The organism is Brevundimonas sp. CURTG3B2_SDJG (assembly GCF_057364705.1).
Genome location: NZ_JBNFOJ010000008.1, coordinates 1 through 23033 on the forward strand (window position 1 = coordinate 1; position 23033 = coordinate 23033).

Annotated in this window: 20 protein-coding genes, 3 tRNA genes and 6 pseudogenes; 13 read left to right on the forward strand and 16 right to left on the reverse strand. The window is 69.0% G+C overall.

All coding sequences use genetic code 11. The features are described from left to right. The 3 genes from AC2W7C_RS01000 to AC2W7C_RS01010 all read right to left on the reverse strand — a co-directional run. The coding region (locus AC2W7C_RS01000; protein WP_291838236.1) for a GTP-binding protein at positions 1 to 121 on the reverse strand (121 nt) is incomplete at its 3' end. Between the two features lie 48 nt (positions 122 to 169). Beyond that, a tRNA-Gly gene (locus AC2W7C_RS01005) sits at positions 170 to 243 on the reverse strand. Between the two features lie 93 nt (positions 244 to 336). Continuing rightward, positions 337 to 419 (reverse strand) — tRNA-Tyr (locus tag AC2W7C_RS01010). Between the two features lie 409 nt (positions 420 to 828). Between AC2W7C_RS01010 and rlmB the strand changes: the two genes are divergently transcribed. Further along, positions 829 to 1482, forward strand: coding sequence for a 23S rRNA (guanosine(2251)-2'-O)-methyltransferase RlmB (rlmB, locus tag AC2W7C_RS01015; RefSeq protein ID WP_485999776.1), 654 nt, complete (start codon positions 829 to 831; stop codon positions 1480 to 1482). 51 nt (positions 1483 to 1533) lie between these two features. Continuing rightward, positions 1534 to 2435, forward strand: a pseudogene (locus tag AC2W7C_RS01020) (TerC family protein). Here AC2W7C_RS01020 and AC2W7C_RS01025 read toward each other — a convergent pair. From AC2W7C_RS01025 to AC2W7C_RS01045, 5 genes are all read right to left on the reverse strand, one after another. Further along, on the reverse strand, positions 2422 to 3072 hold the full coding sequence (locus AC2W7C_RS01025; RefSeq protein WP_485999777.1) for a lysozyme inhibitor LprI family protein: 651 nt from the start codon (positions 3070 to 3072) through the stop codon (positions 2422 to 2424). The pseudogene AC2W7C_RS01020 and the gene AC2W7C_RS01025 overlap by 14 nt on opposite strands. 27 nt (positions 3073 to 3099) lie before the next feature. Further along, complete coding sequence (locus tag AC2W7C_RS01030) at positions 3100 to 3435, reverse strand: lysozyme inhibitor LprI family protein (RefSeq protein ID WP_485999778.1); 336 nt, start codon at positions 3433 to 3435, stop codon at positions 3100 to 3102. A gap of 150 nt (positions 3436 to 3585) precedes the next feature. After that, positions 3586 to 4299, reverse strand: a complete 714-nt coding sequence (locus tag AC2W7C_RS01035) for a 2OG-Fe(II) oxygenase (protein ID WP_485999779.1) — start codon at positions 4297 to 4299, stop codon at positions 3586 to 3588. Then, entirely contained in the window at positions 4299 to 6005 is a 1707-nt protein-coding gene (metG, locus tag AC2W7C_RS01040) for a methionine--tRNA ligase (protein WP_485999780.1), read from the reverse strand. The genes AC2W7C_RS01035 and metG overlap by 1 nt, the downstream gene beginning before the upstream one ends. A 96-nt stretch (positions 6006 to 6101) precedes the next feature. Beyond that, positions 6102 to 7469 (reverse strand): MATE family efflux transporter, encoded by a 1368-nt coding sequence (locus tag AC2W7C_RS01045; RefSeq protein WP_485999781.1) that lies wholly within the window; start codon positions 7467 to 7469, stop codon positions 6102 to 6104. A 511-nt stretch (positions 7470 to 7980) separates the two neighbouring features. Here AC2W7C_RS01045 and AC2W7C_RS01050 point away from each other — a divergent pair. The 3 genes and pseudogenes from AC2W7C_RS01050 to AC2W7C_RS01060 all read left to right on the forward strand — a co-directional run bounded on the left by AC2W7C_RS01050 (position 7981) and on the right by AC2W7C_RS01060 (position 10369). Continuing rightward, positions 7981 to 8319 (forward strand): hypothetical protein, encoded by a 339-nt coding sequence (locus tag AC2W7C_RS01050; RefSeq protein WP_485999782.1) that lies wholly within the window; start codon positions 7981 to 7983, stop codon positions 8317 to 8319. Positions 8320 to 8357: 38 nt separating this feature from the next. Continuing rightward, a pseudogene (locus AC2W7C_RS01055) lies at positions 8358 to 9948 on the forward strand (carboxyl transferase domain-containing protein). A gap of 4 nt (positions 9949 to 9952) precedes the next feature. Next, entirely contained in the window at positions 9953 to 10369 is a 417-nt protein-coding gene (locus tag AC2W7C_RS01060; RefSeq protein WP_485999783.1) for a hypothetical protein, read from the forward strand. 133 nt (positions 10370 to 10502) lie between these two features. On the opposite strand, the gene AC2W7C_RS01065 is transcribed toward AC2W7C_RS01060, so the two are convergent. Then, entirely contained in the window at positions 10503 to 10865 is a 363-nt protein-coding gene (locus AC2W7C_RS01065) for a DUF2200 domain-containing protein (protein WP_485999784.1), read from the reverse strand. Between the two features lie 65 nt (positions 10866 to 10930). Here AC2W7C_RS01065 and AC2W7C_RS01070 point away from each other — a divergent pair. The 6 genes and pseudogenes from AC2W7C_RS01070 (at position 10931) to AC2W7C_RS01095 (ending at position 16318) form a co-directional block, all read left to right on the forward strand. Next, positions 10931 to 11831 (forward strand): annotated as a pseudogene (locus tag AC2W7C_RS01070) (enoyl-CoA hydratase-related protein). 21 nt (positions 11832 to 11852) lie between these two features. Further along, entirely contained in the window at positions 11853 to 12356 is a 504-nt protein-coding gene (locus AC2W7C_RS01075; RefSeq protein WP_485999785.1) for a DUF3667 domain-containing protein, read from the forward strand. Positions 12357 to 12475: 119 nt separating this feature from the next. Next, positions 12476 to 12946: a hypothetical protein gene (locus AC2W7C_RS01080; protein ID WP_485999786.1), complete on the forward strand. Its 471-nt coding sequence runs from the start codon at positions 12476 to 12478 to the stop codon at positions 12944 to 12946. Between the two features lie 62 nt (positions 12947 to 13008). Continuing rightward, positions 13009 to 13932 (forward strand): DUF3667 domain-containing protein, encoded by a 924-nt coding sequence (locus AC2W7C_RS01085; RefSeq protein ID WP_485999787.1) that lies wholly within the window; start codon positions 13009 to 13011, stop codon positions 13930 to 13932. A gap of 9 nt (positions 13933 to 13941) precedes the next feature. Then, positions 13942 to 15914: pseudogene (locus AC2W7C_RS01090) on the forward strand (acetyl/propionyl/methylcrotonyl-CoA carboxylase subunit alpha). After that, the gene (locus tag AC2W7C_RS01095; protein ID WP_485999788.1) at positions 15914 to 16318 is read left to right on the forward strand and encodes a hypothetical protein; all 405 of its coding nucleotides are present in this window, start codon (positions 15914 to 15916) and stop codon (positions 16316 to 16318) included. The pseudogene AC2W7C_RS01090 and the gene AC2W7C_RS01095 overlap by 1 nt, the downstream one beginning before the upstream one ends. A 6-nt stretch (positions 16319 to 16324) precedes the next feature. On the opposite strand, the gene AC2W7C_RS01100 is transcribed toward AC2W7C_RS01095, so the two are convergent. Then, positions 16325 to 16618, reverse strand: a complete 294-nt coding sequence (locus AC2W7C_RS01100; protein WP_485999789.1) for a putative quinol monooxygenase — start codon at positions 16616 to 16618, stop codon at positions 16325 to 16327. A 166-nt stretch (positions 16619 to 16784) separates the two neighbouring features. On the opposite strand from AC2W7C_RS01100, the gene AC2W7C_RS01105 reads away from it, so the two are divergent. Both AC2W7C_RS01105 and AC2W7C_RS01110 read left to right on the forward strand, forming a co-directional pair. After that, entirely contained in the window at positions 16785 to 17183 is a 399-nt protein-coding gene (locus AC2W7C_RS01105; protein ID WP_485999790.1) for a DUF1489 family protein, read from the forward strand. A gap of 302 nt (positions 17184 to 17485) precedes the next feature. Next, complete coding sequence (locus AC2W7C_RS01110; protein ID WP_485999791.1) at positions 17486 to 19333, forward strand: patatin-like phospholipase family protein; 1848 nt, start codon at positions 17486 to 17488, stop codon at positions 19331 to 19333. Between the two features lie 347 nt (positions 19334 to 19680). Here the strand turns inward: AC2W7C_RS01110 and AC2W7C_RS01115 are convergent. The 6 genes and pseudogenes from AC2W7C_RS01115 to exbB form a co-directional block, all read right to left on the reverse strand. Further along, positions 19681 to 20004: pseudogene (locus AC2W7C_RS01115) on the reverse strand (class I SAM-dependent methyltransferase); the annotation flags it as partial. Positions 20005 to 20031: 27 nt separating this feature from the next. Continuing rightward, positions 20032 to 20108: transfer RNA gene (locus AC2W7C_RS01120), tRNA-His, on the reverse strand. Between the two features lie 93 nt (positions 20109 to 20201). Further along, positions 20202 to 20945 carry a M48 family metallopeptidase gene (locus tag AC2W7C_RS01125; RefSeq protein ID WP_485999792.1) on the reverse strand — a complete coding sequence of 248 codons (744 nt, stop codon included), beginning with the start codon at positions 20943 to 20945 and terminating at the stop codon, positions 20202 to 20204. Positions 20946 to 21070: 125 nt separating this feature from the next. Further along, complete coding sequence (locus tag AC2W7C_RS01130; protein WP_485999793.1) at positions 21071 to 21787, reverse strand: TonB family protein; 717 nt, start codon at positions 21785 to 21787, stop codon at positions 21071 to 21073. A 13-nt stretch (positions 21788 to 21800) separates the two neighbouring features. Continuing rightward, entirely contained in the window at positions 21801 to 22238 is a 438-nt protein-coding gene (locus tag AC2W7C_RS01135; RefSeq protein ID WP_485999794.1) for a biopolymer transporter ExbD, read from the reverse strand. Positions 22239 to 22243: 5 nt separating this feature from the next. Continuing rightward, a pseudogene (exbB, locus tag AC2W7C_RS01140) lies at positions 22244 to 23033 on the reverse strand (tonB-system energizer ExbB); the annotation flags it as partial.

Genomic DNA, 23033 nt, shown 5'->3' on the forward strand with positions numbered 1-23033 from the left:
CACCCGCCTTCGCCAGCGTCATCGTGATCGCCGCCGTCAGCGTCGTCTTGCCGTGGTCAACGTGACCGATCGTGCCGATGTTGCAGTGCGGCTTCGTGCGTTCGAACTTTTCCTTGGCCATGGCCAAAACTCCTGTGGCCCAAGGGTGGGCGATGGATCATCTGAAATCTGGAGCGGGTAGACGGAATCGAACCGACATATTCAGCTTGGAAGGCTGCTGTACTACCATTGTACTATACCCGCGCGGAGACGGCGTCGGGCCCCAGCCTTCTTGCGAAGAACGGGGACCTCCGCAGCCGACCGATGTGGTGTCCCGTCCGTCGTTTTGAAAGCGCGTGGTGGGGGAAGTAGGACTCGAACCTACGAAGCTTACGCAGGGGATTTACAGTCCCCCCCTTTGCCGCTCGGGACATTCCCCCAAACGCGCTTTTTCAAAACCGCCGGACCCCGCGTCGACGGCCTTTCAGCCTCCGGCGCAACAAAAGCTCTCGGTGTCCCGCGTCGCCTGCGATAGGAGGGGCGCCAGACCCGAAAGCCCTCAGGGCTCCAAATCGGAGGGCGTCTTATAGTGTCGAGAAATCCAGAACGCAACGACCGGAAATCGGGCAAAAAACCGGCCTTCGGAAGCAAGCCCGGCGGGCGTTCCGACGCCTCCCGGCCCGCCGACAAGGGGGGATCCAAGAGCGGCGGCTGGAACCCCAATCCGCCCCCGCGCGCCTTCTCTGATTCCGCGCCCCGCCCCTCGCGCGGCGGCAAGGCGGACGCGGACAATTTCGTCTGGGGCCGCCACCCGGTGCTGGCGCGCTCGCCAACCCGGCCCGCAAAGGCATGGGCCGGCTGCTGGCCACGCCGGATCGCGCGGCCGAGATCGAGCGCGACGGACTGGCCAACGGCCACAGGATCGAGGTGATCGAACCCCAGGCGCTGGACCGGATGCTGCCCGCCGGCGCGGTGCACCAGGGCTTCGCCTTCAAGGTCCAGCCGCTGGAGGGCGTGGCCCTGGAGGACCTGGCCGAGCCCGCGTCCGGCGTCATCGTCATGCTGGACCAGCTGACCGATCCGCAGAACGTCGGCGCCATCTTCCGCTCGGCGCTGGCCTTCGGGGCCCGCGGAATCATCGTGCAGGACCGGCATTCGCCGACGCTGGCGGGCGCGCTGGCCAAGGCTTCGGCGGGGGCGACGGAACGCCTGCCCTGCGCCCGGGTGACCAACCTCAGCCGCGCCCTGGAGAAGCTCTCCGACCTGGGCTGGCACGCCGTCGGGCTGGACGGCGCCGCGGAGCTGACGCTGTCCCAGGCCCTGGACAGCCGGCCCACGGTGCTGGTCATGGGGTCGGAAGGCGACGGCGTCCGGCGGCTGGTCGCCGAACACTGCGACGTCATGGCGAAGATTCCCATGCCCGGCGGATTCGAGAGTCTGAACGTCTCCAACGCGGCCGCCATCGCCCTATACGAGGCGTCTCGCGCCCAATCGGGAACCTGAGGGCTTCAGAGCGCTTGCCCAACCGCCCCGCGTTACCCTAGAGGCCGCCCCATGGAATTCCTCAGCTCTCCCGAACTCGCCTCGCAGCTGACCGCCCTGGGCCAGGTGGTCATGATGGACCTGGTGCTGGCGGGCGACAACGCCGTCGCCGTCGGCCTGGCCGCCGCCGCCCTGCCGCAGGAGCAGCGCAAGCGCGCGATCCTGATCGGCCTGATCGCGGCCGTGGTGCTGCGCATCGGCTTCGCCCTGATCACGGTTCAGCTGCTGGCTATCATCGGCTTGCTGCTGGCCGGCGGCCTGCTGCTGCTGTGGGTCTGCTGGAAGATGTGGCGCGAGCTGCAGGAACAGAAGACCCATGACCAGGCCGAGGCCGAGAAGGAGCTGGAGCTCGCCCTCAGCATCGAACACGGCAAGGGTCCCTCGCCGGAAGAGCTGGGCCTGAAGCGCAAGAGCTTCGGCGCCGCCCTGCTGCAGATCATGATCGCCGACATCACCATGTCGCTGGACAACGTGCTGGCCGTGGCCGGCGCGGCGCACGAGCATCCGTGGATCATGGTCTTCGGCCTGGTGCTGTCGATCGCGCTGATGGGCGTGGCGGCGACCTACATCGCCAAGCTGCTGCACAAGTACCGCTGGATCGGCTACCTGGGGCTGATCGTGGTGCTGTACGTGGCCCTGCACATGATCTGGGACGGCTATCGCTCGACCGTGGTGCGCACCTGAACGTCGGCAAGCACAACGACGCCACGCCGGCCCTGATCGACATCTCGCCCAAGGAAGTCGCGAAATTCTGCCGGGCCGAGACGGGCCGGCGGCTGGAGGTCTGCGTGACGCAGCCGACCAGTGGCGCGGCGCGGCGACGCCCCGCCGCCCGCAGCCCTTCCCGCGCCGGCGGCTTGAGAGATCAAAAGGCCCGGAGCGATCCGGGCCTTTCGTCTTTCAGTCCACCTTGAAATAGGCCCCGCCCACCCCGCCGTTGGCCCCGCAGTAGGGCGGGCCGTAGCTGTTCGGGTCCAACGGCTCCTCCTCGATCTCCAGGTAGCCATTCTGCAGGATGGCGCGGATCCGGTAGGACAGATCACCCCCGGGGAGGCCCTCGACCACCCGTCCCGTCGACGGGCCTTCGATGATCACCTCTTCGCACAGCCAGCGGGCGTTGGCGGGATTGGCGGCGTCCAGCCTCACGGACAGGCGTCCGGGAGCGGTTTCCGTGATCTCGACCTGGCCCGCGACGTTGCGCCAGCGCCCGACCAGGCTGGTCGGCCTTTCCCGCTGGATGGAGTCCAGGAACTTCGCCCGGTCGGCCAGGCGATCCGGCACCTCCGGAAAGCCGCCCCAGCGGTCGCGGTTGTCGTACCATTCCTCCTGGGCGCCCAGGAACCAGCGTTGGTCCTGTGTCAGGGCGTCCCGGGCGGGCGCCGTCAGGGTGCGGCGGACGGCGGCGTATCGCTCGGCCATGCGCCGGTCCAGCCGGGACCATTCCGGATTGGCGCAGATCGCCTGTTCCACCGGCTTGGCGGCGCGCGCGCAGTCGAACGAGGGCCCTTCCTGCGGGAGAGCGGCCAGGGCGAGGGCGAAAAGCGCGATCAAGGCGACCTCCTGGGCGGCGCGAGCGGATCAGCCGCCGAGATACCGGCTCTCGAAATCCGCCAGCTGCCGGCTGCGGTCCTGGAAATGAGAGATCTCGCAGTCCAACGCGTCCAGGGCGAACGCGTTGCCCTCGCCGAACAGGGCCTCGCCGGCCCCGCAGTCCGCCGCCACGAAGGCGGTCCAGTGGGTCTGGGCGTCGGCCAACGACCGCTTCGCCTCGCCCGGATCGACGCCCCCATCCGCCGGAAGGCGGTCCAGCCGCGAGTTGATCCGCGACAGGATGGCGCGTTGCTCGGCCTCGGCCCGCTCGCGCCAGTCTCCGTAACAGGCGACGGTCTCCAGATGCCCCCCGCATCGGCGCAAGGCGTCTCAGCCTCCTGGACGGCGAGGGTTCCAGCGGACAACACGATGGCGAACAACAGCACGGGCGACTCCTTCAGACTGCGGCGATGATGGCCTGCGGCCCCCTTCGGGCCAATGGTCGAAACCTGACGGACATCTCCCCTGGCGCGGTCAGGCGCCCCTCAGCCAGCCCGTCACTGAAATCCGGTCCGCGCCGGCGAACAGCGCCACCTGGGTGACCAGGTGGGGCGACGGCACGCGAAGGAGGTTCAGGGTGTTGAACCGGGGCGTGAAAGCCTCGGCGACGTCGCCGGCCTCGTCCGGGAAGGCCAGCAGGCCTCCCCAGTCGGCGATCCACCCTGGCGACAGGTTCAGCACATAGGCGAAGTAGCGGTTCTTGCCCTCGGCGTGGTCGTCATGCCGCGTCAGGAAATGACCCCGGCGGTAGCGGGTGACCTGGGCGTCGGCCATGGCGATGCGCGGCTCCCCGGTCAGACGGCGCATCAGCCCCAGGAAGGCGTCGCCGTTGAGGAAATCGACCAGGGCGCCCCACACCGGTCCGGCCTGACCGGCCTGATGTCGGTCGAAGATCGGCAGGCTGTCGTACAGATAGCCGAAGTCGTGCGTCGCCCGGCTCTGGAGGGCTTGCCCCAGTTGGGTCTTCTGGCCGACGTCCAGGCTGGCCAGCCAGGTCGCCGGCATGTCGAGATGGCGCACCTCGGAGGCGGCGACCATGGCGTAGTCCGCCGATCCGGCCGCCGCCAGCAGGTGGTCGGCGTAGGCCGGGGCCAGGACGTCGGCGACGCGGGTGCGGCCCGTCCGTGTCAGACGCTCGGCCGCCCTCAGGAGCGCCGCCTCGTCTAGCCGGGCCAGCGCTGGCGTCATTAGGCCTCCGCCCCGCCGAAGCGCTCGGACCACTCGGCCACCTGGGCGTCCTCGATCTTGGTGAACAGCACCCCGCCCCACCGCCACCGGCCGGCGCGCGGCAGGGCGTCCAGCAACGGCTCGTCGGCCTTGGGCCAGGTCAGGTCGTTGGCGCCCACCGAGGCGGCGATTCGCGCGGCCGAGAACGGCATCACCGGCGCCGCCAGCCGCGCGAACAGGGCGACCAGGTTCAAGCCCGTGCGGACGCCGACCGCCGAGCGTTCGACGTCGGTCTTGTAGGCCGTCCAGGGCGCGGCTTCCTGCAGATATTCGTTGCCCAGCACCCAGACGGCGCGGAGCGCCTGGGCGGCCTTGCGGAACTCCATGGCCTCGAAATGCTCGGTCGCCTCGGCGATTCCGGCGCGGACGTCCGCTTCGAGCTTGGCCTCCAGCGGCCCCGGCTCGCCGCCGTCGGGGACGACCCCGTCGAACTTGGACTCCGCGAACTTCACGATCCGATTGACGAAATTGCCTAATACGTCGGCCAGGTCCTTGTTCGTCGTCGACTGGAACTGCTCCCAGGTGAAGGCCGCGTCGGAATGCTCAGGCCCATAGGCCGTCAGATGCCAGCGCCAGTAGTCGGCCGGCAGCAACTCCAGCGCCTGGTCCATGAAGACGCCGCGCTTCTGGCTGGTGGAGAATTTGCCGCCATACCAGTTCAGCCAGTTGAAGGCCTTGAGCGTGTCGACGGTCTTCCACGGCTCGCCCGAGCCCAGGATGGTCGCGGGGAAGCTGACGGTGTGGAAGGCGACGTTGTCCTTGCCCATGAACTGGACGTAGCGGACGTCTTCGGCGCCTTCGTCGGTGCGCCACCAGTCCCGCCAGGATCGACCCGTAGCCTCGGCCCACTCCTCGGTGGCGCCGATGTATTCGATGGGGGCGTCGAACCAGACGTAGAAGACCTTGCCCTCCATCCCGGGCCGCGGGCCGCCGTCGGGACCGACCACCGGCACGCCCCACTTCAGGTCGCGGGTGACGCCGCGGTCGATCAGGCCCTCGTCCAGGTGCTTGTAGGCGATGGAGCGGGCCAGGGTCTGCCAGTCGGTCTTGGTCCCGATCCAGTCGCGGATCGGTTGCTCCAGCTTCGTCTGGAGCAGGTACAGGTGCCGCGTGTCTCGCACCTCCAGGTTCTTGGAGCCCGACACCGCCGAATAGGGATCGATCAGATCGGTCGGGTCCAGCAGGCGGCCGCAGTTGTCGCATTGGTCCCCGCGCGCACCGACGTGGCCGCAGTGGGGACAGGTGCCTTCGACGTAGCGATCCGGCAGGAAGCGGGCGTCGTCGACGGAATAGATCATCCGGTCGACCCGCTCCTCGATCAGGCCGCGCTCCTCAAGCACCTTGGCGAAATGCTGGGTCAGGCGGCGGTTGGGCGCGTTGGACGAGCGGCCGAACCAGTCGTAGCTCAGGCCGAAGGCCTCGCCGGCCTTCTTCTGGATGTCGTGCTGCTCGTCGCAATAGGTCCGCACGTCCTGGCCGGCGGCGGCGGCGGCCAGCTCGGCCGGGGTGCCATGCTCGTCGGTGGCGCAGATGTAGAGCACCTCGTGGCCCTGGGCCCGCTTGAACCGCGCCCAGACGTCCGCCGGCAGCATCGAGCCCGCCAGATTCCCCAGGTGCTTGATGCCGTTGATGTAGGGCAGCGCCGAGGTGATGAGGATGCGGGACATGATCAGTGTTGAGTGGCGTGTGGCGAGTGACGAGGAAAGCGAGTGTAGTGGCGATGGTTGGGGGTCACGGCAAGGGTGAAAGCCGGAAGCGGCCCATTACTCGCCACTCGCCGCCCGCCACTCGCCGCTCCCCAGCCGCCGCGCCACCCGTACGAACCGGCCGGTCAGCAGCACCGACGAGACCAGGCTGGCGACGATCACCGCCCAGACCAGGCCGTCGACTCCGATCCGGTGGGCGAAGATCCAGCCCAGGGGCATCATGATCGCCGTGTAGCTGACGAAATGCAGGATCGTCGGCCACCAGACATCCCCCGCGGCGCGGTTGGCTTGGGCGGCGACGACCTGGATGGCGTCGGTGACGAAGAACAGGGCCGCCAGCGCCAGCGCCGGGACGGCGACCGCCAGCAGCAGAGGATCGCGGTTGTAGGCCGAGGCCATCCAGTGCGCGCCGGGCCACACCGCCAGGGCGATCACCGTCGCCAGGACGGCGACTACGGCGATCCCGACCAGGCCCGACCGCATCACCCCCGGTCCGTCCGAGGCCCCATAGGCCTTGCCGACCAGCACCGCGGTGGCCGCCGACAGTCCCAGCGGCACCATGAAGACGATGGCCGAGACATTGAGGACGATCGTCCAGGCCGAGGTCTCCATCGCGCCCAGCTGGCCGGCGATGAAGGTCATGGCGGCGAAGGCGGCGACCTCGATGAAATAGCTCGAGCCGGCGCCGTAGCCGACCTTGCGCTGCTCGCGCTCGGCCTTCACGTCGCGCTTCGGCTTGTTGAACACGCCCAGCGCCCGCGCCTCGGGCAGGCGCAGGATGTACCAGACCAGGAAGGCCGCCAGCGCCAGCCGCGCGAAGAAGGTCGCCCAGGCCGAGGCCGCCGCCCCGGACCAGCCGATGCCCAGCAGGTCGGGCACCAGCACCAGGTTCAGCGCCAGGTTGACCCCGTTGGCGATCCACATCGCCCACATGCCAGCCTTGGGCTTGTGCAGGGCCTCCAGGAAGAACTGGGCGGCCACCGACACCAGATAGGCCGGCATCGACAGGGCGAAGATGGTCAGCGGCCCGCCGGCCCCCTCGCCCAGCCCGTCGGCCAGGTTGGCGTGCCGCATCCCCCAGGGCCCCAGCAGGATCAGGCCGATCATGGCCACGATCCCGATCTGCAGGGCGTAGGCGACGCCGCGCCGGAAGACCGCCCCGACCTCGTGATGCCGGCCCTCGCCCCGCATGCGGGCGGTCATCACCTGCACCCCGACCATCAGGCCGACGGCGGTGGTGACCACGATCGACTGCGGCGCCCAGGCCAGGGCGTGGAAGGCCAGCTGTTCGGAGGAATAGTTGCCGACCACGATCGCGTCGGTCAGTCCCATGGTCATGATGCCGATACGCGCCAGCACCACCGGCCAGGCCAGGTGCAGAAGGTCTTTCAGGGTAGAGCGGGTCTGGAGGCTGAGCGCGAACATGGGAGGGGCGACAGGCCACGGGGACGGCGCGGGGTCAACCCGGCTTTCCTTGCCGCGCCATAAGCGGAATCGCGGGGTCGTCGTCAGTTTCCGAGGCGTTGACGACCAGTGATCGCTGGCCGAGCGTGCGAGTCCGCATCGAAAGGCTCACGCATGATCGCCGCCCTGCTGTCCGCCGCCCTTGTCTCGTCGGCTCCGGTCCAGGAGGACGCCCCGCCGTGCTCGGCCTACGAGGCGGATCCGGTCTCCTTGAACCTGAGAGTGGCGCCCGCCCGGCCCGGCGGCGACCTGGCGATCGGCGCCAGCACCGGCCTGCACGGCATCGTCGCCGTCCCCCTGACCTGTCTGACCGACATCGAAACCTCGGACCCGGGCGTTACGATCGATGCGCCGGCCAACCGCGTTCGGATCGCCCGGAGCGTCCGCCCGGGATCGGAAATTCGGATTCGGGCCCGCCTCGGCGCCCAGGCGCTCCAGGCGCGTTTTCCGGGTCGCGCCGTCGGAGGGACCCGTGCTGACCGGCTTCTGGTCGCAGGAGGCGGTGGACTGCGGCGGCCCCGTTCCGGCCCAGCCCCTGCGCGAGCTGCGCTTCGGGGACGACGACCGCTACGCCGTGACCTTCGTCCCGTTCGAGGTGCGGCAGGACTATTGGGGCCCCGTCGCCTTCGACCCGGCCGCCGGCCGCATCGCCTTCACCGTCGAGCGCAGCAACATGCCCTTGGCCGAACTGAAGCTGGAGGGGCGGGCGGCCTTCGAGGATGACGACAAGCTGGTTCTGGACGGCGTCTACTTCGGCGGCCTGGAGACCGCGCCGCGCTCGGGCTGCCGTTACGTCTTCCGTCGGCGCTAGGGCTTTTCGCGCGGGGGGTTCGCCCCTAAACCAGCCGCATGCCCAAGCTGACGTCCGCCATCGATCCCAATAGCGCCGCCTTCAAGGCCCTGGACGCGCACAACCGCGCCCTGCGCGACGAACTGCGCCGGAAGGTCGCCCAGGCCGCCCGCGGCGGCTCCGACGCCAGCCGGGACCGGCACGTCGCCCGCGGCAAGCTTCTGCCGCGCGACCGGGTGGAGCGCCTGCTGGATCCCGGCTCGCCCTTCCTGGAGGTCGCAGCTGGCCGCCAACGGCATGTACAAGGACGAAGCGCCCGGCGCCGGTATGATCTGCGGCGTCGGCCGGGTCTCGGGCCGCGAGGTGATGATCGTCGCCAACGACCCGACCGTGAAGGGCGGCGCCTACTTCCCGATGACGGTGAAGAAGCACCTGCGCGCGCAGGAGATCGCCGAGCAGAACAACCTGCCTTGCGTCTATCTGGTCGATTCCGGCGGGGCGAACCTTCCGCACCAGGCCGAAGTCTTCCCTGACCGTGACCATTTCGGCCGCATCTTCTTCAACCAGGCCCGCATGTCGGCGAAGTCGATCCCGCAGATCGCCTGCGTCATGGGCAGCTGCACCGCCGGCGGCGCCTATGTTCCCGCGATGTCGGACGAGACCGTCATCGTCCGCAACCAGGGCACCATCTTCCTGGCCGGCCCGCCGCTGGTGAAGGCCGCCACCGGCGAGGTCATCTCGGCCGAGGAGCTGGGCGGCGCCGAGACCCACGGCCGCAAGTCGGGCGTGGTCGACCACGTCGCCGAAAACGACGAGCACGCGCTGGAGATCGTCCGTTCGATCGTCGGCAACCTGAACACGGTGAAGTCGGTCGGGATCGACCTGCGCGAACCGCAGCCCCCGGCGTTGGATCCCGAACAGCTGTACGGCATCATCCCCGACGACGTCCGCGCCCCCTACGACGTGCGCGAGGTGATCGCCCGCACGGTCGACGGCTCCGAGTTCGACGAGTTCAAGGCGCTGTACGGCACGACCCTGGTCTGCGGCTTCGCCCGCATCTGGGGCCAGCCGGTCGCCATCCTGGCCAACAACGGGGTCCTGTTCTCTGAAAGCGCGCTGAAGGGTGCCCACTTCATCGAACTGGCCTGCAGGCGGAAGATCCCGCTGGTCTTCCTGCAGAACATCTCGGGATTCATGGTCGGCGGCAAGTACGAGGCCGAGGGCATCGCCAAGAACGGGGCCAAACTGGTCACCGCGGTGGCCTCGGCGGAAGTGCCCAAGTTCACCGTCCTGATCGGTGGCAGTTTCGGGGCCGGCAACTACGGCATGTGCGGCCGGGCCTATTCGCCGCGCTTCCTGTTCACCTGGCCCAACAGCCGCATCTCGGTCATGGGCGGCGAGCAGGCCGCGGCGGTGCTGGCCACCGTCCATCGCGACGCTGACACTTGGACGCCCGAGGAGGCCGAGGCCTTCAAGGCGCCGGTGCGCCAGAAATACGAGGACGAGGGCAACCCCTACTACGCCACCGCCCGGCTGTGGGACGACGGCGTCATCGATCCGGCCCAGACCCGCGACGTCCTGGGCTTGGCGATCTCGGCCAGCCTGAACGCCCCGATCCCGGAGACGACGTTCGGCGTGTTCCGGATGTAGCGCCGTGAGCCGCCGGATCGCCTCGATCTTCGCCTCGGTCGTCGGCCTGGCTTTTGGGACCGCCGACACCGTCAGGGCGCACGCTCAGGAGCCAGCGCCACCGGAGATTCCCGTCCGTTTCCACGGCGAGTGGAACAGCGACCTGGACCGGTGCGGCGACTGGGAGAGCGGGACCAATATCGTCATCGAGGCCCGCGGGATCGCCTATTTCGAAGCCGGAGACGTCGTCCTGGCGGTACGACCCGCCGAGCTAGACGGCGTCAACATCGACGTCGAGTATCAGGAGTTCGAGGGGACCCAGCGGCTGAGCCGCACGCTGATCCTGTCGGATGACCGACAGACCCTCAGCTTCACCTACGGCGACGGGCCCGAGACGGTTGTCCGGCGCTGCCCTCCCGGGGATCCGAACGGTTCGGCCTGACGGGGCTAGGTTCGATCCGTACTCAACCCCGTCGTTCTTGGCCTTGTGCCGAGAATCCACGATCACCAAGCCCGGCCATGACGGGAAGGAGGGGCGGGCGGCGTGAAGGCTATCGACTGAATGTCGATCAGACCTAGGGCGTCCGCAGCACCTTCTCCATCGCCTTTCCCTTCGCCACCTCGTCCACCAGCTTGTCGAGATGGCGCAGCTCGCGCATGAACGGATCCTCGATCTCCTCGACGCGATAGCCGCAGATCACGCCGGTGATCAGGAAGCGGTTCGGGTTCATCGCCGGGGCTTCGGCGAAGAAGGTCTCGAAATCGGTCTTCGCCCCCAGCAGGGCGTCCAGTTGGGCTTGGGAATAGCCGGTCAGCCAGCGGATCACCTCGTCCACCTCGGCGCGCCCACGGCCCTTCTTTTCCGCCTTGGCGACATAGTGGACATGCACGCTCGCCACGCTGGTGCGGCGGATGCGGTCGGTCGCGCTGGTCGCCATGACGTCGGCTCCGTATTCCGTTCGGCCCGTCACGCGTTATAGGCGGTCAGCAGCAGGAGATCATCATGGCCGAGCCCACCGCCCCCGAGCCCGAAGACGCCCTCGACATCACCGACGCCGAGGCCGCCGAGATCAACGCCATCGCCCACCCCCTGCTGGCCGGCGCGGCGCCGGACGCCGACGACCGGCTGGTGCGGATCGACTCGACCACCGACGGGGTGGTCTTCGTCACCATCAACCGGCCGGAGAAGCGCAACGCCTTCGACGCGGCGACCATCGCGGCCCTTTACGAGGCCTTCGAGACCCTGCAGGGCGCCGATCACGTGCGCGTGGTCTTCGTGCGCGGCGCGGGCGGGACCTTCAGCGCCGGGGCCGACCTGGCCTGGATGCGCGACGCCGCCGACTGGTCCGAGAGCGACAACCGCGACGACGCCATGGGCCTGGCGCGGATGCTCAAGGCCCTGCACGACATCCCGGCCCTGACCGTCGCGATCGTGGAGGGCGCGGCCATGGGCGGCGGGGCCGGCATCGTGGCCGCCTGCGACATGGCCGTCGCGGTGAAGGGAACCCGCTTCGCCTTCTCCGAGGTGAAGCTGGGCCTGATCCCGGCGACGATCGCCCCCTATGTGGTCGAGGCCGTCGGCGCCCGCACCGCCCGCGCCCTGTTCATGACCGCCGACCTGTTCGACGCCGACGCGGCGCTGAAGTTCGGCCTGATCGGCCATGTGCTGGACTCGCCCGATCAGATCGACGGCTTCGTCACCGCCTTCGCGGACTCGATGAAGGCCTGCGCCCCCGGCGCCGTGGCGACGCCAAGCGCTGGTGCACCATGTCGCCGGCCACCGTCTGGACGGCGGCCTGATGGAGGACACGGCCCGGCGGATCGCGCGGGCCCGCGTGTCGGCAGAGGGCCAGGAGGGCGTGCGCGCCTTCCTGGAAAAGCGTAAGCCCACCTGGGCTCAGTAGGAATCAGTCAGCGGGGGCGTGATGTCGGGTGAACTTGAGACGGCGGGCCTGGCGTCCGCGGGCGGCTGGCTGAAGTGGAAGCGCGAGCACGCCGACATCCCTCCAGGCACGCCGTGCGCCAACTGCCAGACGCCGCTCGCGGGGCCGCACTGCCACGAGTGCGGCCAGCTGGCCGAGGATTTTCACAAATCGATCTGGAAGCTGACGGTCGAGGCGGTGGAGAGCCTGCTTCACCTGGACGGCCGCCTGTTCTCGACGCTTCCCAACCTGCTGCGCCGCCCCGGCCAGCTGACTCGCGACTATCTGGACGGCAAGCGAGCCTCGCAGGTCGCGCCGTTCCGCATGTTCCTGGTCATCCTGCTGATCGCCTTCTTCGTCGGCCACGCGGCGATGAAGGCCGGAGAGAACCGACGTCACGCGGCCGAAGCCAATCACACGCCGGCCGCCGCCGAGGGTCAGGCGGCCGATCCGGGCGCCCAGGCGAGGGCCGAGTTCGAGCGGGAGGTCATGGCCGACGTTCTCTGACCGAGGTCGAGAAGAAGACCCAGATCGCCGCCGCCCGCGGAGACTGGGTCGGCTTCAGCCGCAACCTGACCGAGGACGTCACCAGCCAGGTCCGCGACCAGGCCGCCGACGCGCCGAAGATGGAGGAAGGCCCGGACGCCGAGAAGCTGCGCAATGTCGAGCACTGGTTCGAAGCTCGCCTGAACGCCGTGCGCGATGACCCGGCGCGCTTCTATCTGATCCTGGAGATCTGGGCTCACCGGGTGGCCATTCTGGCCCTGCCGGTCTCGGCCCTGATGCTGACGCTGCTGTTCGCCTTCAACCGCCGCTTCTACGTCTTCGACCACGTCATCTTCTCGATGCACTCGCTGTCGTTCCAGTTGCTGCTGCTGATCGTGATCATGGGACTGAGCATCGTGACGCCCCTGGCCTGGTGGCTGCTGTGGCTGGCCCCCGTGCACCTGTTCCTGCACATGAAGGGCGCCTATCAGCGCAGCACCTTCGGCACCCTGGCCCGGATGTTCGTGCTGTTCGTCCTGACCAGCTTCACCTTCGGCCTGCTGGCGCTGCTGTGGCTCTACCTCGGCTTCAACGAGATGGGCGGGCACTGACGCGTGCGAAGCGCCCCCGAACCGCATAAGCTCGGCGCCGGGGGCTGATCGAGGGGGCGGATATGACGGATGTCGCGGCGGCCGGAGCCACGGCCGAGGTCTTGGCTGGCGATCCCCGGCGCACCGGCGCAAGCGAGCCCCCCGAGGGCGTCTGCGCCAATTGCCAGACACCGCTGGAGGGAGCGTACTGCCACGCCTGCGGCCAGCGCGCCCATCTGCACCACCGCCTGACCGACCTGGGTCACGAGGCGCTGGAGAGCATCGCCCATTTCGACGGCCGCCTGTGGCGCACCCTGCCGCTGCTGGCGCTGAAGCCAGGCCGGCTGAGCCGTGAATGGATGGCGGGCCGGCGGACCCGCTACGTCCAGCCGCTGCACCTGTTCCTGTTCGCCGTCTTCCTGCTGTTCATGATCCCGAACTTCACGGGTCGGCATGTGTTCAACTTCGGGGACAGCCGCAACGCAGGGGTGTTCACCACGACGGTGGACGGCCGGCGCGTCCCCTTGACGGAGGCTCAGAAGGCGGAACTGAAGGCCGATATGGCGGACGAGCCGCTGGCGGTCCGCAGCGCGGTCGGGATCGCCGAACGGCTGTCCAAGAACCCCGAGTACTACGGCTACAAGATCGAGGGCCTGGCCTACAAACTGTCGTTCGTCACCGTGCCGATCTCGATCGGCATCCTGGCGCTGCTGTTCGCCTGGCGACGCCGGTTCAGCCTTTACGACCATGCGGTCGTGTCGCTCTACGGCCTGGGCTTCATCACCCTGCTGATGGCGGTGGGCAGCCTGCTTCCCTCGTTCCTGGGAGAGATCGCGGCCTTTCTGATCATGCTGGTCGCGCCGGTCCACGCCCTGGTCCATCTGCGCGGAGCCTATCAGATCGGCTGGTTGGGCGCCGCCCTGCGCACCCTGGCCCTGAGCGTGCTCACCCTGCTCGGGTTCGGGCTCTTCCTGTTGGGCGTCGTCTTTCTCGGAGTCGCGGGCTAGAAGGCGGTCATGTTCAAGTCCGTCCTGGTCGCCAATCGCGGCGAGATCGCCTGCCGAGTCTTCCGCACCGCCCGCGCGATGGGGATCCGCACCGTCGCCGTCTATTCCGAGGCCGACGCCGACGCCGTGCATGTCCGCGAGGCGGACGAGGCGGTGCTGATCGGCCCGGCGCCGGCGCGCGAATCCTATCTGGACGCGGCCAAGGTGCTGGCAGCCGCCAAGGCCTCCGGCGCGGAAGCCATTCACCCCGGCTATGGCTTCCTGTCCGAGAACGCCGACTTCGCCGAGGCCGTCATGGCCGCCGGCCTGGTCTGGATCGGCCCGCCGCCCGCCGCCATCCGGGCCATGGGCCTGAAGGACGCCGCCAAAAAGCTGATGATCGAGGCCGGCGTGCCCGTGACGCCCGGCTATCAGGGCGAGGACCAGTCCGACGAGACCCTGACGGCCGAGGCGACCCGCATCGGCTTCCCCGTCCTGATCAAGGCCGTCGCCGGCGGCGGCGGCAAGGGCATGAAGAAGGTCGACCGGGCCGAGGACTTCGCCGACGGCTTGGCCTCGGCCCGGCGCGAGGGCAAGGCGTCCTTCGGCGACGATCGCGTGCTGATCGAGAGCTACATCACCCGCCCGCGCCACATCGAGGTGCAGGTGTTCGGCGACAGCCACGGAGCGGTCGTGCACCTGCACGAGCGCGACTGCTCGCTGCAGCGGCGGCACCAGAAGGTCATCGAGGAGGCCCCAGCTCCGGGCATGGACGCGGCGACGCGCGAGGCCGTCACCGCCGCCGCCGTCCGAGCCGCCAAGGCCGTGAACTACCAGGGGGCCGGCACCATCGAGTTCATCGCCGACGCCTCGGACGGGCTGAAGGCCGACCGCATCTGGTTCATGGAAATGAACACCCGGCTTCAGGTCGAGCATCCGGTGACCGAGGCCGTCACCGGCGTGGACCTGGTCGAATGGCAGTTCCGGGTCGCGGCCGGCGAGCCGATCCCGCTCAAGCAGGCCGACATCCCCTTGAACGGCTGGGCAATGGAGGCGCGCCTCTACGCCGAGGATCCGGCCAACGGTTTCCTGCCGTCGATCGGCGTGCTGGAGCATTTCCATCTGCCCGACGACATCCGCGTCGACACCGGCGTGACCTGGGGCAGCGAGGTCAGCCAGTTCTACGACCCCATGATCGCCAAGCTGATCGTGCATGCCGACACCCGCGAGGCCGCCGCGGCGCGCCTGGCCCAGGCCTGCGGCGAGGTCGAGGTGTGGCCGGTTCGGGCCAACGCCGGCTTCCTGAAGCGCTGCCTGGAGCATCCCCGGTTCTCGCCGGCGACGTGGACACCGGCTTCATCGCCGCCGAGGAGGCGGCGCTGGTTCCAGCCCCGCCCAGCGATCTGCCGCTCGCCGCGGCTCTCGGCTGGAAGATCGAGGACTTCGTTGACGCGACTTATAAGAACGATGTCTGGGGGCCCTCGCCTGAACACCTCTTCGGCTTCCGGCTCAATGGCCCACAACGGCCGGCGCACCTGAAGTTCCGGCAGGATGGCGTGCCCCGGGAAGCCCTCGTTCGCATCGTCGAACGGGCCGGAGACTGGAATTTCGACTACTCTGTCGATGAGGCCTCGCTGGACTACCGCGATCTGGAGGCGGGCGACTCACTGCCGACAACTTACGGCGACGGAGTGATCCGAACCTTCCATAAGGGGGACGTCTCGGTATTCGACTTCTCCCCTATCGGAGGAAACTCAGCCGGAAACTCCGTCTCCGACGGTTCGCTGCGCGCGCCGATGCCCGGCAAGATCGTGGCTGCGCCAGCCGTGGCCGGCGACGCGGTCGCCAAGGGCGCGCCGATCGTCGTGCTGGAAGCGATGAAGATGGAGCACGCCCTGGTCGCGCCGTTCGACGGCGTGGTCGAGACCGTCGGCGTCTCGATCGGCGAACAGGTCGGCGAAGGAACGGTGCTCGCCGTGGTCAAGCCCGCCGGAGACATCTGATGCTCATCGCCGCCGCCCTCGCCGCGACCCTGTCGCTGACCTTCGCGCCAGGCTCCTCCCTGCCCCAGGCCGCCCCCGCTCCCGCCCTCTCCGCGGCGGAGACCGCCGACCTGCAATGCCTGGCCGCCTCCATAGTGGCCAGCGACGTCACGGAAGACGAGGCCGCCAGCGCCGGCCTGATGGCCGCCGCCATGTTCTACCTCGGCCGCCTGGAGGGGCGAAATCCGAACGTCGTCTGGCTGGACCGCCTCGGCGACCATCTGAAGGTCACTCCGCCGGAGGAGATGCAGGCGCAGACCCAGCGCTGCGGAACCGAGATCGCCGAGATGGGCGGTCGGATCCAGGCCTGGGGCGCCCGCATGGCCGCCGGAACGGAGCAGCCGGCCGCGCCTCCGGCGAACTGAGTCCGATCAGCCCAGCCCGACGCCGCCGACAGGACGGGTCACCTGGGCGTCTCCGAAGGTCGCGATCAGGGGCATGCCGCGCTGGATCGCGGCCTGCACCTCCGGAACCCGCAGCGAGGCCCGATGGGCCGCCTCGTCGGTCCACACCTCGGTGACCCAGATGGCGTCGGCGTCCGCGGGGTCGTGGGCGACGATGTAGCTGAGGCAGCCGGGCATGGTTCCTAGCCCTTCCAGCAGGATCGCCGTCAGCGTGTCGCGCCGGCCCGGTCGCGCAGTCATCTTGCCGATGAGACCGTACATTCGTCCTGCTCCTGTCTGGCCGGTCGCCGATGGAGCCAGACCCAGGCTGGCCAGCCCCATCGTTCCCGCCAATAACGTCCGCCGCCGCATTCGCATGGACGGATTCGTATCCCATATCGCGCCGTGGGGTCTTCGATGACACGAGAAGGATGCTAGGTCTCCGGCCATGAGCTTGAATCTGATCAAGTTGTGCGTCGGCGTGTCCGAGGTCGAGACGCTGGAGCGCAACGCCGCCCGCAGCGACTGGCGAATCGTCCCCACCCGCATGACCCCCAAGCGCGCCGCCGAACTCGAGGATGGAGGGTCGCTGTATTGGGTGATCAAGGGCGTGGTCCTGTGCCGCCAGCCCATCCTGGACATCTCCACGATCGGCGAGGGCGCGGCCAGCCGGTGCGAGATCCGCCTGGATTCGCGGGTCATCCGCACCGCCCCCCTGCCCCGCCGGCCTTTCCAGGGGTGGCGCTATCTGGAGGCCAAGGACGCCCCGGCCGATCTGACCGCCGTCGGGCCCACGGACCTGCCGGGCGACCTGGTCCGCGAACTGCGCGAACTGGGGGCCTGGTAGGTTCCAGGGGCTAGGTTCAATCGACATCCAGTCGATAGGCTTCGCCTCTCAAATCCTTGCTTTCCGTCATGGGCGGGCTTGTCCCGGCCATCCATGATCGCGGTCGAGGTCTTGGAGGTCTCGACTTCCGCCTTTCGTGTTCATGGATTCCCGGCACAGGGCCGGGAATGACGGGTTTGAATGTCGATTGACCCTAGGGACTAGGGGCTAGGCTGGGGGTTTTCGGTAACCATATCTGGCGATGCTTCCCGCCTGCATCGTCGTCCGTCCCTAGAACCTGAAACCTAGAACCTAGCCCCTCCATGGCCCCTGTCCGCTCCGACCGGCTGGAAGACGCCCTGCACCGCATCTTCGAGAGCGGACGCAACACGCCCGCCAGCTGGTTTGCGCTGACCGGAGGCGAGACTCTGTTCGCCGAGGGCGACGCGTCGGACATGCTGTACCTGCTGCGTTCGGGCCGCCTGGGCGTCTTCCGGCGCGAGGCCAACGACCAGCCGCCGCAGTTCGTCGGCGTCATCCGCCCTGGGGAGCCGGCCGGGGAAATGGCCATGCTGGCGGGCAGCCCGCACACGGCCGATGTCGTCGCACTGCGCGATTCCGAAGTGCTGGCCCTGCCCCGCGACGCCTTCTTCGAGGCCGCCCGCACCGAGCCGGACCTGATGGTGGAGTTGTCGCGCCTGATGATCCAGCGCGCCCGCGACCGCCGGTCGGGCGGCGGCGAGCCCAGCGTCTTCGGCTTCCTGTCGGCCCGCCCCCGACCGATCCGAGCCTTCGTCGAGCGCGTCGCCGCCGCCATCGAGGCCGACGGCTTCACCTGCCAGGTCATCGACCATTCCGCCCTGTCGTCGGCCTCGGAGTGGTTCAGCCGGGTCGAGGACGCCCACGACTTCGTCCTCTACGTCGCCGAGATGGACGAACCGGCCTGGGCCGCCCTGTGCGCGCGTCAGGTCGACCGCGTCTTCGTGGTCGGCCAGTGCCTTCTGGCGCCGCCCAACCGGCCCATGCCCCACGCCGGCGTCCTGGACGCCCAGCGGCGGACCGATTTGGTCCTGCTCCGGGATCCGCGCATGCTTCGGCCGGCGAACACCTCGGTGTGGATCGACGCCGTCCAGCCGGGCCGCTGGTTCCAGGCGATGGAGGGCGACGCCGACGACGCGGCCCGGATCGCTCGCGTCATCACCGGCTCGGCGGTCGGCGTGGTCATGTCGGGCGGCGGCGCGCGGGCCTACTCCCACATCGGCGCCCTACGCGCGCTCAAAGAAGCGGGCGTGCCGGTGGACTTCGTGGGCGGCGCCTCCATGGGCGCGGTGGTGGCCGCCGGCCCGGCCCTGGGCTGGTCCCAGGAAGAGCTGGAGGAGCGCATCAGCCGGTCCTTCGTCGACAGCGACCCCCTGTCCGACATCACCTTCCCCATGCTGGCCATGACCCGGGCCAGGAAGGTCGAGCGGCTGCTGGAGGCCGCCTACGGCGATATCGACATGGCGGACCTGGTGCGCCCCTTCTTCGCCGTCTCGACCAATCTGACCGCCGGCCGGATCGAGGTGCATCGCCGGGGTCTGATGCGGAGGGCCATGCGGGCCTCCATCGCCATTCCCGGCCTGCTTCCCCCGATCGTCATGGACGGTCAGGTGCTGGTCGACGGCGCGGTCCTGAACAACCTGCCGACCGAGGTGATGCGCCAGATGACCTCCGGCCCGGTCATCGCCATCGACATGTCCCAGACCCGCGGGGTCGATCCGGCGCTGATCGAGCATCCCCCTTCGATCTGGCGGATGCTGGCGACCGGCGCCTGGCGTCGCGGCCCGCCCATCGTCTCCATCATGATGCGTTCGGCCACCCTGACCACCGACGCCGACATTGAGCGGTCCCGCACGGTGTCCGACATCCTGGTGCAACCGACGCCGGACGGCGTCGACATCCGCGACTGGAAAGCTTTCGGTCCCGCCGTCGATGCGGGCTATCGCGCCATGAACGACGCCTTGCTGAAGCTGGACGGCCCGGTCACCGGGCTGCGCCGCCGCCGCCCGATCAGCGCCGGCGAGCGACGAGGAACAGGCGGGGAAAAGGAAGCAGCGTCACCCCGTCCGGTCGCCGAGGAAAGGCCTCGGAAAGCGCCGCGCCGAGGGCGGACAGATAGGCGGTCCGCATAGCAGGATCGTCGGCCAGCGCCGTCAGGTGCGGCCGCAGGGCCGTCCCCTTCATCCACTCCAGGACGGCGTCGGCGCCCCTCAGGGCGTGGAGGTAGGTGGTCGACCAGATGTCGACCTCTCCGCACGCCTCGGCCAGCACGTCGTAATAGGCGTCGGGCGACAGCAGGGCCTGGATCGTCTCGCGGTCTTCGAGGCGGCCGGCCCACGGGCCGGCGGCGGCGATCCGCCTCATCGTCCGGTGATGCAGGGTGTCCCACGCCAGCGGCATCTGCACAGCCAGAACGCCGCCGGGGGGCCAGCGCGCCGGTCAGCCGGCGCAGCAGGGCGGCGTGGTCGGGCAGCCACTGAAGCGAGGCGTTCGCCAGGATCAGGTCCGCCGGACGCTCCGGCGTCCAGGCCGCGATGTCCCCCTCACGCCAGTCGACGTCGGCGTCGAGCGCCCGAGCCTGCTCCAGCATGGCGGCGCTGGAATCCATGCCGTGCACCCGGGCCTGGGGATGACGGCGCTTGAGCAGGACCGCGTGCTGGCCCCCGCCGCATCCCAGGTCCCAGATCTCGTGCGGCTCCAGGTCTTCCGGCAGGCGCAGCAGAAGGTCCAGGGCAGCGCGATCGCGCTCGGCCTCGAAGCGTCCGTATTGTGCGGGGTCCCAGGCGGGCTGCGCGTCGGTCATGCCGGGTCCCTCCGTGTGGCGGGGGGATGGTACAGCCTCTCAGGATCGAACTGAGGACCTCCGGCTCCACAAACCGGCGCTCTAACCAGCTGAGCTAAGGCTGCACGTATCCGCGCGAGCGGCGTCTGTAGCCGCCCCCGCCCCGGTGATCAAGCGGGCCGAGGCGGATTATTCTCCGCCGGCCTCCGGGCGTGTCCTCAGTTCCAGCCGCGGCCCGTGATGTACTGCTCCAGCGCCGCGATCCGGGCGCTGTCCGACGGGTGGGTCGAGGCGAACTCCGGCGTCGAGGTCTGCCGCTGCTGCTGCATAAGCCGCCAGAGCGCGATCGATTCCGTCGGCCGGTAGCCGGCCGCCTGCATGTAGTCCACGCCCAGCCGGTCGGCCTCAAGCTCGTCCCGGCGCGAGAACGGCAGCAGGACGCCCAGCTGCGCGCCCAAGCCACCGACCGCCCCCGCCGCCTGGGCGTAGTCGCCCGCCGCGCTCTGCACGCCGCTCAGGATCAGCCCCGTGGCCGCGCTGGTCGAATAGCGCTCGGCCGCGTGCCGGGCGACCACATGGCCCACCTCGTGCCCCAGCACCGCCGCCAGCTGGTCGTCGTTGCGGACCAGGTTCAGCAGGCCGGTCGTCACCCCGATCTTGCCCGACGGCAATACGAAGGCGTTCGGACTCTGATTGACGAACACCGCATATTCCCAGCGCCGGTCGCTGAGGCCGGCGGCCTGGACGATCCGGTCGCCGACCCGCTGGATGCGGGCGTTGGCCGCGGCGTCGGACGAGGTCCTCTGGGTCCTCAGCGCCTGGCTCCAGGCCGCGTCCGCCTGCTGCGTCAGGGCGCTGTCGTCCACGATGAGGAACTGGTTCCGACCCAGGGTCTCATTGTAGGCGCAGGCCGACAGGGCGACGCCTCCGACCAGGAGGGAGACGAGGAACGAACGGGTCATGGCCCACCTTCTGCGTTGAAGCTTCGCCGTTCCTAACGCGATCCGCCGACGATCGCTCCCCTGCGAAAACGAAAACGCCCCGGAGTCTCCTCCAGGGCGTTCCGTGGTCTGTTTGTCGTCGGACCTTAGTCCGCCGGCGGAACGAACCGCATCGAGAAGGTCACTCGGGCGCCCGTAGCCGCACCGTCGACCTCGCGAGGCGAAACGCGAGCGCGACGCGCACCGGCCAGAGCGGCCTGGCCGAACCCGGCGCCGGCCGGATCTTCGGACTCGATCCGACAATCCGTCATGCTGCCGTTCGGGTTCACCAGGCAGTTCAGCGAGACCCGGCCGCTTTCGATCCCACGCGCCTGGGCGCGTTCCGGGAACTCCACCGAGGGCTGACGGGCCCACGACGGGTTGCGGATCACCGAAGGCCGCGGCGGAGCCGGCGGAGCCGGAGGCGGCGGCGGTCCGGGGACGACCACCGGAGGACCGGAGTACTCGACCCGTTCTTCCTTCTTCGTCGGCTCGATATAGACCGGCGGAGGCGGAGTCGTGGTCACGACCGGAGCGGGAACGCGAACCTGCAGCTTGGGCGGCGGAGGCGTGTCCGGCGGCGGCGGCGGCGGCGGCGGAGGCGGAGGCGGCGGAACCGGCTCGATGATCTCCACGTCGACGGCGTCGTCGCTGTACCTCACCTCACGCAGCTTGAACTGCATGTTGACGAAGTAGAACGCCAGCAGGGCGAACAGGATCGAAACGACCAGAAGGCTGACCAGCAGCACCCCCGGAGGGACGCCCATGAAACCCTTGGGCTTCGGCGGGTCGTAGCGACTGCGGTGATATTCAACGTCTGTCATGGTTCACCGGTCCTCACTTCGTCGACTGGTCTTCGCCGACCAGGGCCACGCTGTAGAAGCCGTGATCCTGGAGGGAGTTCATGACCTGCATGAAGTCGCCGTAGCGGGTCTGCTGGTCCGCGCGGATGAAGATACGCTCGTCCGACGGCGGCTTGTTGCCGATGAGGCCCGACAGTTCGCTGCCGACCGAGGTGATGTCGACCTGATCGTCCCCGATGTAGGCCGACCCGTCATCCTGGATGGACACGTAGAACGGCTTGGGCGGGTTCTGTTGCGGCGGTGCGACCGCGCGCGGCAGTTTGACCTCCACCGACACGGTGGCGAGCGGAGCCGCCACCATGAAGATGATGAGCAGGACAAGCATGATGTCCACGAACGGCGTGACGTTGATCTCGCTGTTCTGCTCGATGGCGTACTTGCCGCCGCCGCCGCCTGAAAGTTTGGCGGCCATGCTGCTTACGCCCCCTTGTCGAGGTTACGCGAGATCGCGTTGATCAGCTCGGCGTTGAAGCCGTCCGAACGGGTGCCGTAGGCCGCGATGCGCGTGTTGAAGTAGTTGTAGAAGATAACCGCCGGGATAGCGGCGAACAGACCGATGCCGGTGGCCAGCAGGGCCTCGGCGATGCCGGGGGCGACGACGGCCAGGTTGGTCGTGTTGGTGTTCGCGATGCCGATGAAGGAGTTCATGATCCCGTACACGGTGCCGAACAGACCGATGAACGGACCGGTCGAACCCACCGAGGCGAGGAACTGCTGGCCGCCCGAGAGGCGCTTGGCCAGACCGGACTGAACCGCCGCCACGGCCGTCTGGGCGCGCAGCAGGGCCGAGTCGCGGTGGTCGCCGGTGACCGACAGGCCGGCCTGACGCGACAGTTCGATTTCGTCGGTCGCCGCGGCGGCCATGTCGGCCAGCGGGTTGCCTTCGAACTCGTCCGAGGTCGCCACCTTGCGCATGTCGGCGATGGTGCGGGCGCCGCGGAAGTTTTCCAGGAAGCGGTCGGTGGAGCGGTTCAGCGAGCCGAACTCGAACAGCTTGATGAGCAGCAGGGTCCACGAGAAGACCGAGGCGAGCACCAGGCCGATCATCACGACCTTAACAACGATGTCCGCGTCCATGAACATGGTCGCGACGGTCAGCTTTGTGAGCGCCGCCTTCCTTCCGCCGGAGCGGCTTCTTCAGCGGCGGCGTCGGGCGGCCGGGGCGGCGGCGTCAGCGGCAGGAGCCGGGGTGGTGGCGGCCGGGTCG

What these genes read in the sequence shown, in the direction of transcription:
- rlmB (WP_485999776.1), top strand. Translation starts at nt 829, where the DNA reads ATGGGCCGGCTGCTGGCCACGCCGGATCGCGCGGCCGAGATCGAGCGC.
- AC2W7C_RS01035 (WP_485999779.1), bottom strand. Translation starts at nt 4,299, where the DNA reads ATGACGCCAGCGCTGGCCCGGCTAGACGAGGCGGCGCTCCTGAGGGCG.
- metG (WP_485999780.1), bottom strand. Translation starts at nt 6,005, where the DNA reads ATGTCCCGCATCCTCATCACCTCGGCGCTGCCCTACATCAACGGCATC.
- AC2W7C_RS01045 (WP_485999781.1), bottom strand. Translation starts at nt 7,469, where the DNA reads ATGTTCGCGCTCAGCCTCCAGACCCGCTCTACCCTGAAAGACCTTCTG.
- AC2W7C_RS01065 (WP_485999784.1), bottom strand. Translation starts at nt 10,865, where the DNA reads ATGGCGACCAGCGCGACCGACCGCATCCGCCGCACCAGCGTGGCGAGC.
- AC2W7C_RS01075 (WP_485999785.1), top strand. Translation starts at nt 11,853, where the DNA reads ATGTCGGGTGAACTTGAGACGGCGGGCCTGGCGTCCGCGGGCGGCTGG.
- AC2W7C_RS01080 (WP_485999786.1), top strand. Translation starts at nt 12,476, where the DNA reads ATGGAGGAAGGCCCGGACGCCGAGAAGCTGCGCAATGTCGAGCACTGG.
- AC2W7C_RS01085 (WP_485999787.1), top strand. Translation starts at nt 13,009, where the DNA reads ATGACGGATGTCGCGGCGGCCGGAGCCACGGCCGAGGTCTTGGCTGGC.
- AC2W7C_RS01095 (WP_485999788.1), top strand. Translation starts at nt 15,914, where the DNA reads ATGCTCATCGCCGCCGCCCTCGCCGCGACCCTGTCGCTGACCTTCGCG.
- AC2W7C_RS01100 (WP_485999789.1), bottom strand. Translation starts at nt 16,618, where the DNA reads ATGTACGGTCTCATCGGCAAGATGACTGCGCGACCGGGCCGGCGCGAC.
- AC2W7C_RS01105 (WP_485999790.1), top strand. Translation starts at nt 16,785, where the DNA reads ATGAGCTTGAATCTGATCAAGTTGTGCGTCGGCGTGTCCGAGGTCGAG.
- AC2W7C_RS01110 (WP_485999791.1), top strand. Translation starts at nt 17,486, where the DNA reads ATGGCCCCTGTCCGCTCCGACCGGCTGGAAGACGCCCTGCACCGCATC.
- AC2W7C_RS01125 (WP_485999792.1), bottom strand. Translation starts at nt 20,945, where the DNA reads ATGACCCGTTCGTTCCTCGTCTCCCTCCTGGTCGGAGGCGTCGCCCTG.
- AC2W7C_RS01130 (WP_485999793.1), bottom strand. Translation starts at nt 21,787, where the DNA reads ATGACAGACGTTGAATATCACCGCAGTCGCTACGACCCGCCGAAGCCC.
- AC2W7C_RS01135 (WP_485999794.1), bottom strand. Translation starts at nt 22,238, where the DNA reads ATGGCCGCCAAACTTTCAGGCGGCGGCGGCGGCAAGTACGCCATCGAG.